Consider the following 14225-nt stretch of genomic DNA (forward strand, 5'->3'; position numbering starts at 1 on the left):
CTAAAGAAAAGAGTGATGGGCAGTAACGGCTACCCTGTCAATGAACAGCGTGGCGGCCAGCAGATCGGCGGCGCCTCCCGGCGAGGCGTTCAGGGCCAGCATGTCGGCGTCCAGCTGCGCCAGCGCGCGCTGGCCTTGCGCCGTCATGCAGCCTCCGGCCAGCAGCACCGCACGGGCGCCCGCCTGCATCGCCTGCAGGCCTTCGAGGCCGGCGCGGGAAAGCACGCAGGTATCGCTGAGGGAGGTCATGATCGCCATCAGCGCGTCAAGCCGGGCTTCGCTTTCACTCGCACCCGCCGCGCGGCTGCGCAGCAGCTGCGGCAGCGCCAGCCTGACGACGTGAGGAAAGGCCTGCTGCGCCTCTTCCCGCGCGCCGGGCACGCGATAGCGATGCGTCGCCTTCAGCCCTTTGCTGAACAGCTTCGGCGCGGCGCGATCGGGCAGGCTGGCCAGCGACGCCGCAGTACGGGCGAGCCGCTCCGCGTCGGCGCGGCCGCCGTTCATCGCCGCGGCGCTGACCAGCAGGCCCAGCGCCCAGATCGCGCCCCGATGGGTGTTGACCCCGCCGGTAGCCGCCATCATCTGCCGCTCCCCTTCCCGCCCAAGGCGGCCGGACGCTGCCAGCACTGACGCGCCAGCTCCAGAAAGGTCGGCTGCAGGCTACAGGCCGAGCGCTCCATCAGCGCCAGCGTCAGATCCTGATGCGCGCCGTTGCCGCGGCTGTCCACCAGACCCGGCTTCGGACTGAGGCGCGCCTCATCGATCAGGCAGTCGCGCGCGATGGCCGCCAGCTGACTAACCTGCGCCTCGGCTTGAGTCTGTGACAGGAGTTTCATTACCAGCTCCGGAATTTTGCCGGCGGGTTGTAGAGGCCGCCTGACCATTCGACCAGATCCGCGACGCTGCCTGCGGCGAGCAGAGAGCGCGTGGCGTCTGAGCGGCGAATGCCCATATCTTCCGGATAGACGACCTTGCCGCTTTTACGCAGCGCAGCCACGCGCGCGGCGTCGACGCCCAGACCGATATCAGTGATGCCCGCTACCGCGGCCACCATGGCGCGGCGCTCTTCAAGACTGTCGGCGCGATAGAGATAGGCGATGCCCTCTTCGGTCAGCACGTGGGTCACGTCATCGCCGTAAATCATGACCGGCGCCAGCGGCATACCGGACGATTTCGCCACGTCCACGGCATCGAGCTGCTCGACGAAGGTCGGCTTCGCGCCCGCCTGGAAGGTTTCCACCATCTGCACCACCAGCTTTTTACCGCGCTGCATCGGGTCCGGCTCGGTAATCATATTGAGCCAGGCGGGCGTCGCATGGCGGCGACCGTGGGGATCGTGGCCCATGTTGGGCGCGCCGCCGAAGCCGGAAAGGCGACCGCGCGTGACGGTAGAGGAGTTCGCCAGCCCGTCGACCTGCAGTGTCGCGCCGATAAACATATCAACCGCGTACTGACCGGCCAGCTGGCAGAACGCACGGTTAGAGCGCATCGAGCCGTCGCTGCCGGTGAAGAAAATGTCCGGACGGGCGCGGATATACTCTTCCATACCCAGCTCGCCGCCGAAGCAGTGCACGCTCTCTACCCAGCCGCTCTCAATCGCCGGGATCAGCGTCGGATGCGGGTTCAGCGTCCAGTGTTTACAGATTTTGCCTTTCAGCCCGAGCTGCTCGCCGTAGGTCGGCAGCAGCAGTTCGATTGCGGCGGTGTTGAAGCCGATGCCGTGGTTGAGCGACTGCACCTGATGTTCGGCGTAGATGCCTTTGATCGCCATCATCGCCATCAGGATATGCTCCTGTTTGATCAGGCGCGGATCGCGCGTGAACAGCGGTTCGATGAAGAAAGGCTTGTCGGCGACGACGATGTAATCAATCCAGGAGGCGGGAATATCGACGCGCGGCAGGTCGCTTTCGTCATCCACCAGCTCGTTGACCTGGGCGATAACGATGCCGTCGCGGAATGCGGCGGCTTCCACCAGCGCCGGCGTATCTTCGGTGCTGGGGCCGGTGTAGAGATTGCCTTTGCGGTCAGCTTTATAACCGGCAATTAGCGCCACATTCGGACTGAGATCGACGTAGAGTCGGGAATAGAGTTCGATGTAGGTGTGGATGGCGCCAATTTCCAGCTGGCCATCCTGCAGCAGTTGGGAAATACGTAAGCTCTGCGGGCCGGAAAATGAGAAATCGAGTTTGCGGGCGATGCCCTTTTCAAAAATATCGAGATGTTCGCTACGGCCCACGCTGGGCATAATCATATGCAGGTCGTGGACTTTCGCCGGATCCACTTCAGCCAGCGTCCGCGATAAAAAATCGGCCTGTTTCTGGTTATTTCCTTCAAGGACAACGCGGTCGCCTGGAGCAATTAATTTCTCCAGCGCTTCTACCGCTCTTTCAGTAGGGATCACTTTACCGTCTACGGGAAAAGAGGCGAGACGACGCGCTTTTTCACTGCGGCGCGTGTTCCATTCCCGGACCGGCGCTTGGCCAGTGTGCATTATAACCTCCTGATTCAGATAATCATTCTTTCGTTTATGCTGGATGGAGTCTGCGCTTTCTGCTCAAGTGATTCAATTAAGGCAACGGGAAGATCATTAGTCTTAGAGTAATGATTCAGGTATCGGAGTGGAGATAAACGAAACACGAAAACTGAGTGTAGACGTCATCTTCAGGAGAAAAAGGCGGAAACAAAATATTTCTTCAGTTTGTAATATATATTTCCCGCGCATTTCTGTTTTTTAATGCGCCGTAACAGCTAAGCGGCCAGGATAATACGCGGATTATGCAGGTTATTTTTTCTTGTCGTCAGATGGCATAAACAGCGACTGCGTATTTTTAATAAAATGCATTATGTCGCTATTTTTTCTTCCCTCTTTCCAGCAAAGATACAAAGAGGTGGTGATATCGGTGCCGGTAATATCTAACGCCGCCACATCCTGGCGTAAAAAATTACGCTGCGAAGCGGGAATGCAGGTTATTCCCACCCCCATCGCCGTCAGGTCGATAGCGGTGTTGACGTCCCGCGCCCGCACTATTTTCGCCGGCACCAGGCCTGCTTCCGTATACATGCGCAGCACGGTGCCGCCCAGCCCAACGCCGTCGGGATCCTGCTGAACAATCAGGGTTTCGCCCGCCAGATCGCGCAGGCTGACCTGCTTGTCCCCGGCGCGCGGATGGTCGTCGGGTATCACCGCGCTCAGCGCCGTCTGATGGATTTCCCGGCAGGCGATAAAGCGAAAATCGGGCAGCGGCCCGCGCAGAATGCCTGCATCCAGCTCGCCGCTTTGCAGCAGGCCGATCTGCTGATTGACGTTATATTCCATCGGCTCAAGGCGGATCGCCGGGAACTGGCTTCTGAAACTTCGCAGCGCCCTGACCAGCAGCGGCTCCAACACCGCCGTGCCGACATAGCCGAGCCGCAACAGGCCCCGGCTGCCGGCGGCGACCTCTTTGACGGTGGCGCGCAGGTTGTCGATCCTCTGCACCGTGCGCTCCGCCTCCTCAAGCAGCAGTTGCCCTTCGACCGTCAGGCTGACCTGACGTTTGTTACGCTCGAACAGCCTGACGCCCCAGCTCTGCTCCAGCGACTGAATATGCTGGCTCAGCGCGGGTTGCGTCAGGCCGACCTCCGACGCCGCGCGGGCAAAATGCAGGGTGCGCGCCAGGGTAATGAAGGATCGCAGCTTAGGGTATTCCATGACTCACCTGATAACAGTTACTTATTAATAAAAGCATAATAGCAATTAGACCCTTATCAGTCTCGGCGTTATCTTCCTCCCATACCGCCATCCAGCCCTTTCGGGCTCGGCATCTTTCCACCTGTTTCAGGAGGCTACATGAGAATTATTGTCGGCATGACCGGCGCGACGGGCGCGCCGCTCGCGGTGACCCTGCTGCGCAAGCTGGCGGCGATGCCGCATGTAGAGACGCATCTGATCGTCTCCCGCTGGGGTAAAACCACCCTTGAGCACGAGACAGGTTTGCAGCTAAACGACCTTAAAGCGCTGGCGGACGTTTACCACAGCGCCGGCGATCAGGCCGCGACTATCTCCTCCGGCTCCTTTGTCACTGACGGGATGATCATCATTCCCTGCAGCATGAAAACGCTGGCGGGCATTCGCAGCGGTTATGCTGAAGGGTTGATTGGCCGCGCGGCGGACGTCGTGCTGAAAGAGCAGCGCAAACTGGTACTGGTGGCGCGGGAAACGCCGCTGAACACCATCCATCTGGAAAATATGCTCGCCCTTTCGCGCATGGGCGTCAGCATCATTCCCCCTGTTCCTGCCTGGTACAACCATCCCGAGACCATCGCGGATGTTGAAAACCATATCGCCGGTCGCGTGCTCGATCAGTTCGGGCTGGAGACCGCGCAATCGACCCGCTGGCAGGGCCTGGCCCGCTAAACGCCCGGTTAAATCTTACTTTGCTCCAGGAGAAAAATATGACAGACATTGCACAGCGTCCCGCAGAGGAAAAAAGCTTCGATCTGCGTGCCGCCATCGACATTTTGAAACAGTATGACGGCGAATATATTGAAACCAGCGAACCGGTGGATCCGGCCGCTGAGCTGTCGGGCGTTTACCGCTATGTCGGCGCAGGCGGCACGGTGATGCGCCCGACCCGCACCGGGCCGGCGATGGTCTTCAACAAAGTGAAAGGCTATGACGATTTTCGCGTGCTGATCGGCCTGCTGGCTTCGCGTCAGCGGGTGGCGCGACTGCTGGGGGTGCCGAAAGAGAATCTGGCTAACCTGCTGCGCGAATCGGTGCATCGCGCTATCGCGCCGGTGGTGATCCCCAACGAGCGGGCGGTCTGTCAGGAAGTGGTGCATCTGGCATCCGACGAAGGATTCGATATCCGTACGCTGCTGCCGGCGCCGACCAATACCCCTGAAGACGCAGGCCCCTACTTCACGCTCGGCATGTGCTACGCCGCCGATCCGGAAACGAGAGAGCATGATGTAACTATTCACCGCCTCTGCGTGCAGGGCAAAGATGAAATCTCAATGTATTTCGTGCCGGGCCGTCATCTCGATCAGTTCCGCATCAAAGCGGAACAGGCCGGCAACCCGCTGCCTGTCACCATCAGCATCGGCGTGGATCCGGCAATTGAAATCGGCGCCTGCTTCGAGCCGCCTACGACGCCGCTGGGCTTCGACGAGCTGGCCATCGCCGGCGGGCTGCGCGGACGCGCGGTAGAGCTGGTTGAAGGGGTGGCGGTCAAGGCGCGCGCTATCGCCAACGCGGAGATTGTGATTGAAGGCGAGCTGATCCCCAACTATCGCGTTCAGGAAGATCAGCATACCCACACCGGCAAAGCGATGCCGGAGTTCCCTGGCTACACCGGCGAAGCGCAGGCGGCCGTGCCGGTCATCAAAGTAAAGGCGGTCACGCACCGTAAGCACCCTATTCTGCAGACCTGCATCGGGCCAAGCGACGAGCACACCAATCTCGCCGGCATTCCGACCGAGGCAAGCATTCTCGATATGGTGGAGCGTGCGCTGCCGGGGCTGGTGAAAAACGTACACTGCCCGTCGCCAGGCACCGGCAAATATATGGCGGTGCTGCAGATCAACAAGCGTAGTCCGCAGGATGAGGGACGCCAGCGTCAGGCGGCGTTACTCGCCTTCTCCGCCTTTTCAGAGCTTAAACATGTCTTCCTGGTGGATGACGATGTCGATATCTTCGATTTGAGCGATGTGATCTGGGCGATGACCACCCGCTATCAGGCCGACGTGGATACGGTGTTTATTCCCGGCGTGCGCTGCCATCCGCTCGATCCGTCACAGGATCCCGCGTTCAGCCCCTCTATCCGGGCGCACGGCATCACCTGCAAAACGATTTACGACTGCACGGTGCCTTATGACCTTAAGTCGAACTTCCAGCGCTCGCAGTTTATGGAGGTCGATGTTAATCGCTTTGTGCCGGGCTTTATGGAGAGCGCAAAATAACAAACGGACGTTGCCGCTGCGTCCGCGAGCCAGCGACAACTGTTGCTCAGCCTTGACGGAGCGCACCCTGTGGTGCGCTCCGTCAACGGCGATTAATCGAGCGGTAATGTGTAGACAAGATCGCCGTTTTCTTTTTTAGCGTTTTAGCGCATCAGGTCCAGCAGACAGCTACGCTGTCCTGCTCGACACACCGTCAGCGGGTGCGGCATGAACAGATTACAAAAGGGTTTATGGCGCTAAAAAGCAGTGGATTACTCTACTTTAACGCCCACAGCAGATATTTCATTTTGTTACTGACTTGACCGAACCAGAGAATAGTGACCAGGCTTAGAGGGTCTTGAAGCACATCAGACGATGCGTTTCAAAAATCGAAACCAGGACGGAGGCATTATGGTAAGCAAATCAGAAATTTTAGATCACGCTCAGGTTGTAGACGTTAACGGTGAACACGTTGGCATCGTTGACCATTTCGAAGGCGAAGACAAAATCAAGCTTGCTAAAAGCGATCCTGAAGCTGGCGGCAAACACCACATCATTCCCTTCAGCTGGGTAAAAGAGGTGGACGATAACAAAGTGATTCTGTCCAAATCGAAAGAAGATGTGGAAAGCGAGTGGCAGTCTGCCTGATTTCCTGCGCCGTGGCCCACGCCGCGGCGTCTGCTTTCTCGTTCTCCAACAGCGTCTTGCTCGACCCCTTTCTGTTTATCCGCCGTTAATTACCTTTTACCATCAAAAAGATGAGCATGCGTAGCAGACGCCAGCTGCGCGCTTTGCCGCAGCCTCGACAATCAGCCGAAAAGGCATAAACCGTGTCAATATCTGGCGCCGATGCTTGTTTGTCCTGCACTTCGGTTTACGTACAGCTGTGAGTGCCCTGTGTAGGCGGTAACGCGGCCGCAGCGATAAGCAACAGATTTCTCGCATATTTCTTTGTGTTTGCGCCCGCGCCGCTTGCCCGGCACTTATTCCCTCATTTCCCAACGCAAAATCGCCTCTTTTCTGTTATCGCGCAATAACCGAGCAAATTGTGATTCACATCTTAATTACATTACAAATAAAACCTTAACAGTAGCGGAGCATAAATTAACATCGCTATAGTAGTTTTATATTGTACAACCATGTTTTACACAGTAAAACGCGATTGATGGTAAAGGTTATCGTAGCTGCGCGCTGACTGGTGAAATTATGTCGATCCAGCTCAAGCCTCGATATTGCGGGCATTCGCAATGGCGATATTCGCGCGCCCTGGCTGAAAGAAGCGCTGCGTAATGTCGGCATCTTAGTAGAAGGGGATAATCTGTAATGGGACACGCTAAACCGGTCATTTTGACTACAGGCTGCGATATTGCGCCAGAGGCGCTGGAACGGCTGACTAATTTTAAGCTGATTTATGCGGGCAGGCAGCCAGCCGAAGATGACTTATGCCGGCTGTGTGAGCGGTACCATCCTGTTGCCTTCATCGTACGCTACGGCAAGCACAAGTCATTCATTAAAATGGGCACGGCAGCGGCCAGCAACCTCTTGAAAGTGCTGGCTAAACCGCTGAAAAAAGAAGGTGCGCTGTTATGATGTTCCAGCACCCGCCAGAAATACGCGCCACAACGCTGTTTACGCGCCTGCCTGATGCGTTCCGCCAGCCAGACCCCAGCAATGCGTGGGCACAGGCCAACCGGGGCGGCGAGCCGGTCGACTCGTTTCTGGAAGGTCCGGTATGGCATCCATCGGGCTGCCTTTATATCACCGACATCCCCTACGGCCGCATTTTCAAAGTCGATATGCAGGGCAACTGGGAGCTTATCGTACAGTACGACGGTGAGCCGAACGGCATGAAACTGATATCGGCGAATACGCTGCTTATCACCGATTATCGCCACGGTTTAATGAAGCTGTCGCTGGATGATCGCAGCGTGACGCCCTGGTTGGCGCGACGCAACAGCGAAAGCTTTCGCGGCGTTAACGATCTAACGCCAGATAGCCAGGGGAATCTCTACTTCACCGATCAGGGCCAAACCGGGCTGCACGATCCCACCGGCCGCGTCTACCGCTTGTCACCGCAGGGCAAACTGGATTTGCTGCTCGATAACTGCCCCAGCCCAAACGGGCTGGTGTTATCGCCAGATGAAAAAATCCTTTATGTCGCTATGACGCGTGGCAATACCATCTGGCGCTGTCCGTTACAGCCAGACGGATCTGTCAGTAAAGTTGGTCAGTTCTTTACCTCCTATGGCCCCAGCGGGCCTGACGGGCTGGCGATCAATGCCAGGGGCGAGCTACTGATTGCCAATCCAGGACTGGGACGCGTCTGGCATTTAAATGAACTGGCTGAGCCGATAGCGATCCTGACCAGCCCGCTGGGGCGTTCGACCACCAACCTCTGCTATGGCGGTGTTGATTTGCGCCAGTTGTACATCACCGAATCCGTTTCAGGCTCGATACTGACCTGCTCAATGGCTACGCCTGGCAAGCCTGTTCCCGTATCGCCACAGGTTCCTGCCAAATAAAAAGATGTGCGCGGCATGCGCACAGGAGATCGTTATGGCCCTGCTTACTTCGACTGAAGAGAATAATGTGACCTCATCGCCGGGCTCGCCAGGCGTACAGAGTTCCCTTAACGAGCATGATTTTACGCTCAGCGAAACGGCGGCGAGAAAAGCCTTCACGCGCATGTTGCCATTTATTTTCATTTGCTATGTCGTCAGCTACCTGGACAGAACCAACGTAAGCTTTGCCGCGCTGGGGATGAACAGTGATTTAGGGATCACCGCCGAACAGTTCGGTTTTGGCGCCGGGATGTTTTTTATTGGCTACTTCCTGTTTGAAATTCCCAGTAACCTGATTATGCAAAAGGTCGGCGCGCGCATCTGGATTGCGCGCATTATGATTTCATGGGGGCTGATCTCCATGCTCACCGCCTTTGTGACCGGCCCAACGAGCTTTGCCGTTGCGCGTTTCTTGCTTGGCGTGGCTGAAGCGGGCTTTACCCCGGGCATCTATCTCTTTTTCACCTACTGGTTCCCCGGCACCTGGCGCGCCAAAATCACGGCGGCCTTTCTGGTAGGAATACCTGTCGCCAATATCATTGGCGCGCCGGTTTCAGGTGCGCTGATGCAAATCACCCATCATGAGCATATTCGTAACTGGCAGTGGCTGCTGTTGATTGAGGGAGCGCCGGCGGTAATTTTAGGCATCGTCTGTTTGTTCTTTCTGAGCGATAAGCCGGCAAAAGCCAACTGGCTCAGTGACGCTGAAAAAAGCGTGCTGACCCGGCGCCTTGAGTCGGAACAGCAAAAGATCGCCGCCTCTCACGGCTCGAGCATGAAGGATGCGCTGAAAAATCCGCTGCTCTACCTGCTGGCCTTCATCAACTTTTGCGGCATCGTCGGATCCATTGGGGTTGGCTTGTGGATGCCTCAGATCATTAAACAACTCGGCGTCAGCCACACGCAGACAGGCTTTCTGACTGCCGTCCCCTATCTGTGCGGCGCGGTATCGATGCTGCTGTGGGCGCAGCGAGCCAACCGGGCAAAAAACCGCATTGTCTGGATTTGTGGGGCGCTATTCATCGCCGCGGTTGCTCTTGCCGCCAGTGCGCTGGTGGATGAGCCGGTGCTGAAAATGATCGCTCTCTGCTTTACCGTCAGCGGCATCCTCTCTTTTCAGGCATCATTCTGGGCACTGCCTTCCGGCTTTCTGACCGGCAGCGCAGCCGCAGGGGGACTGGCGATGATAGTTTCCATTGGTAACCTGGGCGGTTTCTTTGGACCTTCATTGATCGGCTACATCAAACAGATGACTGACGGTTTTATGTGGCCACTGCTGGCAGTGTCTGCTGTCCTGCTGCTAGGCTCCCTGGCTGTCGCGCTGGTGAAAGATCCCTATCGTCATATCTGACCCCGTCCTGTCAGTACAATCCGGTTGTACTGGCAGGCTCGGCAGCTAAAGCGCCCGACTGCGCCGGCATGGAAGCCGACGCCTGTTACTGGTAGGTCATGGTGAAGGAGGCTGTCGCATTCACCTTACCCGGCTGAATCGTACTGGATGTCTGATAGTAAGCGGCGCGGAAGGGAATATTGACCCTTTCTCCGTCGGTTGACGTAGTGCCGTAATTGATTAAACTGCCGAATTTTACTGCCGCATTATTATAGAGGAGCTGGATACCGACCCCCTTTGCCGTCGATCCGCTGCTTAACCCTAAAACACCATTGGACGCGTCCGCGAGCGGCGTGACGTTGTCCAGCGTCACATTCACCGAGGTCTGCGCATCGCAGTTAAGCGACAGATTAAAATCAACGGGATTTAGCGTGCTCCCTACGCCGTTGAATTTAGAGGCAACCGCAAAACCCATATCGATATTTAAATTGGTATCCAGCACCTGGCATGAAACCGTGCTGGTATTGACCGCTGAAAGAATATATTTAAAGAGCGGCTGCCTCTGCACATTTTTACTGACCGGCGTGCTGTATTGCATAGCGATAGTGATTGGGGAGACGCTGCCTGTTTTCGGCGTCATCGCCGTTTTAACAAGTTCAAACGTGTCGATAAAAGTCGTCGTCCCCTTTTGAGAAATCCCTCGATTCCAGGTACTTAAGTTAAGGCTGCCGTTGGTGACCGGACTGGTTGTGCCGGTAGCGCTGGAATAGTTTTTCCACCTCAGGCCGATCCCGTCGACGTTGGTGGCGCGGACGCCAGCCAGCACCGAAGCGCCATTGTCTGAGTTTGAACCTGCCAGCTGAATGTACCAGGAACTTTCCGCCGTTGTCTGGCCTTTAGCATCGCAATTAATGGCATGACTAATCGTCACCGAGCCGAGCACCGTTCCCACCGGCACATCGCGCTGAATAAGAATATTATTATCAAAATTAACGGCAACATCTGATGCGCTACATAACGCGTAGGTCTTCGTCGACAGAACGCTGCTCGTTAAAAGGGCGACAATAATAAAAAACCTGTACATACCTGATTCCTTAATCATGCAAAGGGTAGAGAAGGAGATGCCCGGCGACTGTTTCACTGCGCGATACGTTGATGATTCAACTGCAGGTCGCCGTGGCGCGTTGAATAGCGCCAGGCCGAGGCTTAACGTTTATTTTTGCCTGGCAGGAAGCCTGCCCCCACCTCACGGAAACCAGGTCTCCGTTATTCAGTCCGCTTAGATAAACCTCTCCTTCGTTGCCGACGATGCTCATCATGTCGCTGTCGTGCATCTTAACGACAGCGCCAAAGGGCACGGGTTTATGCTTGAAAAGCAGCTTAACCAGCGCGCGATAGCCTGTTGCCACCTTGAACGAGGCGCGCACAACGGCGCCGCGAGTGGGCACCACGCTGACGACCGATTCCGCAATATCGGTTTCAGGCCCCAGCGAGCGGGTATCAATTGCGATAGCGTTTTCCTGATAAGCGCTGACATAGGGGACAACCGCGTATCCTCGCCAGTCGGTTTTGACTCCTGGATTATTGCGAATCTTCAGGCCAGACACGCCCTTAGCCTGGACGAGCGCCACGGTGTCGCCCGGCGGCTGCGAAAAGGTCACACCGTTTTCATGAACGAGAATGCCGCCCTGCAAACCGAGATTAACCTGGCTGTTTTCCCGACTGCGGTTATATCCGGCGCTCAGGGTGCCATAGCCGCCTTTATAGGTGCCGCTTACCGAGCTTCTGGCTTCACCGCCCCACGAGGTATAGCCCTGCTGCAGTGAGTAGCTCAGATTATTATCAGCAAGCGCCGTTCCGCTCAGCCCAACCTGGTGCGTTTCCGGGCCGTTTTTTTGCGCGTTTACGCTGTAGCTGACCCAGCTTTGAGGCAGCCATTTGCTGAGCGGCACCTGCATGCTGAAAGCCAGTATCTGATCTTTTTTTTCATAGCCTGGCGTTTCGCTATAGGTGTAGCCCAGCGAGTAGCTAATATCGTGGAAACTGGTATTGAAGCCCGTACTGATGCTGCGCTCGTAGCCTGTTCGACGCCAGTAGTCCTGCTGGTAGGCGCTGATATAAAAACTGCCCCAGCTTGACAGCGACTGGTTCAGATTAAGCTGCAGGCGGCTACGTTTGTTGTAACGCTGGGTCGCGTATTCGTTAACCTCCTGAAAGGTATAAAACCCCTGCGTCGAGTAACGATAGCTGGCCAGCGTAACGGTGGTATCGGTTGTCGTAACCGTTTTGGAGTACTGTATCCGGTAAGATTGTCCCCTGCTGCGGGTGGTTGTCTCCTCATCCAGCTTACTGTCAGCCAGCGTTATATCCGCGGAGAGCGAGCCAAGTTCGCCAAAACTCAAGCCGGCCCCGACAACGCCGGAAAGGTAGTTATCCGCGCCCAGTCCGCCCGCGTAGAGCGTCAGATGATTCGATACGCCATAGGCCAGCGTCCCCATGCCAAACGTGGGCGTTTGCGCCGCTTTTTTCGTCGTACGATATTCGCCTCCGCTCAGGGCATATTTTATGCGCCCTTCCCGCAGCATAACGGGCACGGCTGAAAAGGGCTGAACGAAACGCTGCTCGCTTCCATCAGCCTCGGTTACGGTCACCTCAAGGTCGCCACTCGCCGAGGTTGGATAGAGATCGCGGATCGCAAAGCTTCCTGGCGCAACATAGGTTTGATAAATCGTATAGCCATTCTGTTTTACGGTGACCATGGCATTGGTACGCGCAATACCGCGGATCACCGGCGCAAAGCCGCGCATGCTTTCGGGCAGCATCGTATCGTCAGAGTAGATTTGCATGCCGCGAAACAGAATGCTGTCGAAGATATCCCCGGGCGTGCTGGTTTCCCCTATCTGGAACTGTCCTTTCAGAAACTGGATATCGCGACTCAGGGTGGTACTCAAAGAAGAAAAGGCATGCTTGCCGCTGCTTTTGGTGGCGGTGCTGTAATTACGCAGGCGCCACGGGCCGAAATTGAGCCCGCTCTGCACATTAAGGTAAAACTGATCCTGCGTTTCCCCCTGCTTTGTCCAGTTGCGAGCACCATTAAAGCTGTAATTTAGCAACGCAGCGGGAATACCCTGATCCCAACGAGCGGGATCGACCCTTCCACGCACCCGGGTTTCCAGCGCAGACTGAGGAATGGAGATATCCAGCCTTTGCTTATCGAAATCCAGACTCGCCTTCGCATCAGGTATAAAGTCGCCTGGGTTAGTAATAATAGTGTTTGCCGGAAGCGCAGCTAATTCTGAAAAGGCGCTGATTCGGACGCCCAGCTTCTTTAACATCGACCGATTGAGTTCAGGCGATAGCCCCAGACCATTGATGGCCACAAAAGAGATATTATCTGTGCAGACATACTCATGATTAAGCCATATTTGAACCCGATAGGTTCCAGGTAATTGCTCTCCTCGTTCAAAACGGCTGAGGTCGATGCTTTTTGCCGCTGAGCTCGTTTTTTCAAGCGCATCCGCCATAAAATAGAGCTCACCCGCTCTTGCGGGAGAGAGAGCGGAAATAAAAAACGCGATGGCTGAAAACCGGGCAACCGTATTAGGGCGCATGCCTGAGGAAAATAAATATCGGGTGTCAAAAACAGTCTTCACTTTGCTTTCCTGCTCGTGTGACATGGCTGATACTGTTTGTGGATTAGGGTAACGCCTGACGCGCTTCTTCCGTGACGCCACCAAAATCATTTATGGCCTTCCAGGCCACCTCTCGCCCGCTGCCAGCAACCGTCACCGACGCGAAGGGTGCAATCATAGGCGGCTGTTTAATACGCTTTCCTCCCAACGTTAAGGCGTAGAGCGAGATAAAATAGGGCGAACCGTTGGTTATCACCGTCTGACTGCCCTTTTGCTTAAAGCTTAAATTTCTCCAGGCCTCGTTCGCGTTATCCGTTTTCAATTCTGCGGGACGATAGAAAAGCTTTATCCGCGTTTTAACGGCAATCAGCAGCCGGTTTTGCTCTGATTTCTCCATAGCAGGAATGGATTTAACGTTTAGCCAGAAGACGGATTCACGATTATTCGGCAGCGGTTTTTCACCGGTATAAATAACCCTGAGGGTGTTCTCATGCCCTCCGTCCAGACGAAACAGCGGCGGGGTAACAATAAAAGGTACTTTCTCGGAGGATTTTTCATCCAGTTCAACCCATGACTGAATAAGATAGGGAACTGAACTTTTACTGTTGGTCACTGAAATGAATGCTTCTTTTTCCGCGCCGTTATAAATCAAACGCGTGCCGCCAACGGTAATGCTGGCCTGCACAGTGTGAGTAAAAAAAGACGCCGCCAGCAAAAAAATAGCGCGAATGAACAGGCTCATTTATTAGCTCCAAAATGCCATCAGGAGAGAGACGGGCG

Annotated in this window: 12 protein-coding genes and 1 pseudogene; 7 read left to right on the forward strand and 6 right to left on the reverse strand. The window is 55.8% G+C overall.

Annotated elements, in window-relative coordinates:
• From PVE98_RS14435 to PVE98_RS14445, 3 genes and pseudogenes are all read right to left on the reverse strand, one after another.
• A pseudogene (locus PVE98_RS14435) lies at positions 1–836 on the reverse strand (triphosphoribosyl-dephospho-CoA synthase).
• On the reverse strand, positions 836–2491 hold the full coding sequence (gene mdcA / locus PVE98_RS14440; protein WP_096072747.1) for a malonate decarboxylase subunit alpha: 1656 nt from the start codon (positions 2489–2491) through the stop codon (positions 836–838). The pseudogene PVE98_RS14435 and the gene mdcA overlap by 1 nt, the downstream one beginning before the upstream one ends.
• Before the next feature lie 291 nt (positions 2492–2782).
• Positions 2783–3691 carry a LysR family transcriptional regulator gene (locus PVE98_RS14445; protein ID WP_096072746.1) on the reverse strand — a complete coding sequence of 303 codons (909 nt, stop codon included), beginning with the start codon at positions 3689–3691 and terminating at the stop codon, positions 2783–2785.
• A 138-nt stretch (positions 3692–3829) separates the two neighbouring features.
• Between PVE98_RS14445 and PVE98_RS14450 the strand changes: the two genes are divergently transcribed.
• The 7 genes from PVE98_RS14450 to PVE98_RS14480 all read left to right on the forward strand — a co-directional run bounded on the left by PVE98_RS14450 (position 3830) and on the right by PVE98_RS14480 (position 9834).
• Positions 3830–4396, forward strand: a complete 567-nt coding sequence (locus tag PVE98_RS14450) for a non-oxidative hydroxyarylic acid decarboxylases subunit B (protein WP_096072745.1) — start codon at positions 3830–3832, stop codon at positions 4394–4396.
• Between the two features lie 38 nt (positions 4397–4434).
• Positions 4435–5943, forward strand: coding sequence for a UbiD family decarboxylase (locus PVE98_RS14455; protein ID WP_096072744.1), 1509 nt, complete (start codon positions 4435–4437; stop codon positions 5941–5943).
• Between the two features lie 390 nt (positions 5944–6333).
• Positions 6334–6570, forward strand: a complete 237-nt coding sequence (locus PVE98_RS14460; RefSeq protein WP_096073880.1) for a DUF2171 domain-containing protein — start codon at positions 6334–6336, stop codon at positions 6568–6570.
• Between the two features lie 550 nt (positions 6571–7120).
• Positions 7121–7246 (forward strand): hypothetical protein, encoded by a 126-nt coding sequence (locus PVE98_RS14465; RefSeq protein WP_255404267.1) that lies wholly within the window; start codon positions 7121–7123, stop codon positions 7244–7246.
• Positions 7246–7512: a hypothetical protein gene (locus tag PVE98_RS14470; protein WP_096072743.1), complete on the forward strand. Its 267-nt coding sequence runs from the start codon at positions 7246–7248 to the stop codon at positions 7510–7512. Before PVE98_RS14465 ends, PVE98_RS14470 begins: the two co-directional genes overlap by 1 nt.
• Positions 7509–8444, forward strand: coding sequence for an SMP-30/gluconolactonase/LRE family protein (locus PVE98_RS14475; protein WP_096072742.1), 936 nt, complete (start codon positions 7509–7511; stop codon positions 8442–8444). The genes PVE98_RS14470 and PVE98_RS14475 overlap by 4 nt, the downstream gene beginning before the upstream one ends.
• A gap of 34 nt (positions 8445–8478) precedes the next feature.
• Positions 8479–9834 carry an MFS transporter gene (locus PVE98_RS14480; protein ID WP_096072741.1) on the forward strand — a complete coding sequence of 452 codons (1356 nt, stop codon included), beginning with the start codon at positions 8479–8481 and terminating at the stop codon, positions 9832–9834.
• A gap of 85 nt (positions 9835–9919) precedes the next feature.
• On the opposite strand, the gene PVE98_RS14485 is transcribed toward PVE98_RS14480, so the two are convergent.
• The 3 genes from PVE98_RS14485 to PVE98_RS14495 form a co-directional block, all read right to left on the reverse strand.
• Positions 9920–10897, reverse strand: a complete 978-nt coding sequence (locus PVE98_RS14485) for a fimbrial protein (protein ID WP_096072740.1) — start codon at positions 10895–10897, stop codon at positions 9920–9922.
• A gap of 76 nt (positions 10898–10973) precedes the next feature.
• Positions 10974–13466 carry a fimbria/pilus outer membrane usher protein gene (locus PVE98_RS14490; RefSeq protein WP_227741472.1) on the reverse strand — a complete coding sequence of 831 codons (2493 nt, stop codon included), beginning with the start codon at positions 13464–13466 and terminating at the stop codon, positions 10974–10976.
• Positions 13467–13509: 43 nt separating this feature from the next.
• Positions 13510–14187, reverse strand: coding sequence for a molecular chaperone (locus tag PVE98_RS14495; protein ID WP_096072738.1), 678 nt, complete (start codon positions 14185–14187; stop codon positions 13510–13512).
• Between the last annotated feature and the right edge of the window lie 38 nt (positions 14188–14225).

The sequence above is a fragment of the Pantoea sp. GABEPS69 genome (assembly GCF_045780835.1).
GTDB classification, from domain to species: domain Bacteria; phylum Pseudomonadota; class Gammaproteobacteria; order Enterobacterales; family Enterobacteriaceae; genus Pantoea; species Pantoea septica.

Excerpts from the sequence above, each read along its gene's own strand:
- PVE98_RS14455 (WP_096072744.1), top strand. The coding sequence starts at position 4,435 with ATGACAGACATTGCACAGCGTCCCGCAGAGGAAAAAAGCTTCGATCTG.
- PVE98_RS14480 (WP_096072741.1), top strand. The coding sequence starts at position 8,479 with ATGGCCCTGCTTACTTCGACTGAAGAGAATAATGTGACCTCATCGCCG.
- PVE98_RS14460 (WP_096073880.1), top strand. The coding sequence starts at position 6,334 with ATGGTAAGCAAATCAGAAATTTTAGATCACGCTCAGGTTGTAGACGTT.
- PVE98_RS14495 (WP_096072738.1), bottom strand. The coding sequence starts at position 14,187 with ATGAGCCTGTTCATTCGCGCTATTTTTTTGCTGGCGGCGTCTTTTTTT.
- PVE98_RS14475 (WP_096072742.1), top strand. The coding sequence starts at position 7,509 with ATGATGTTCCAGCACCCGCCAGAAATACGCGCCACAACGCTGTTTACG.
- PVE98_RS14445 (WP_096072746.1), bottom strand. The coding sequence starts at position 3,691 with ATGGAATACCCTAAGCTGCGATCCTTCATTACCCTGGCGCGCACCCTG.
- PVE98_RS14470 (WP_096072743.1), top strand. The coding sequence starts at position 7,246 with ATGGGACACGCTAAACCGGTCATTTTGACTACAGGCTGCGATATTGCG.
- PVE98_RS14485 (WP_096072740.1), bottom strand. The coding sequence starts at position 10,897 with ATGTACAGGTTTTTTATTATTGTCGCCCTTTTAACGAGCAGCGTTCTG.
- mdcA (WP_096072747.1), bottom strand. The coding sequence starts at position 2,491 with ATGCACACTGGCCAAGCGCCGGTCCGGGAATGGAACACGCGCCGCAGT.
- PVE98_RS14450 (WP_096072745.1), top strand. The coding sequence starts at position 3,830 with ATGAGAATTATTGTCGGCATGACCGGCGCGACGGGCGCGCCGCTCGCG.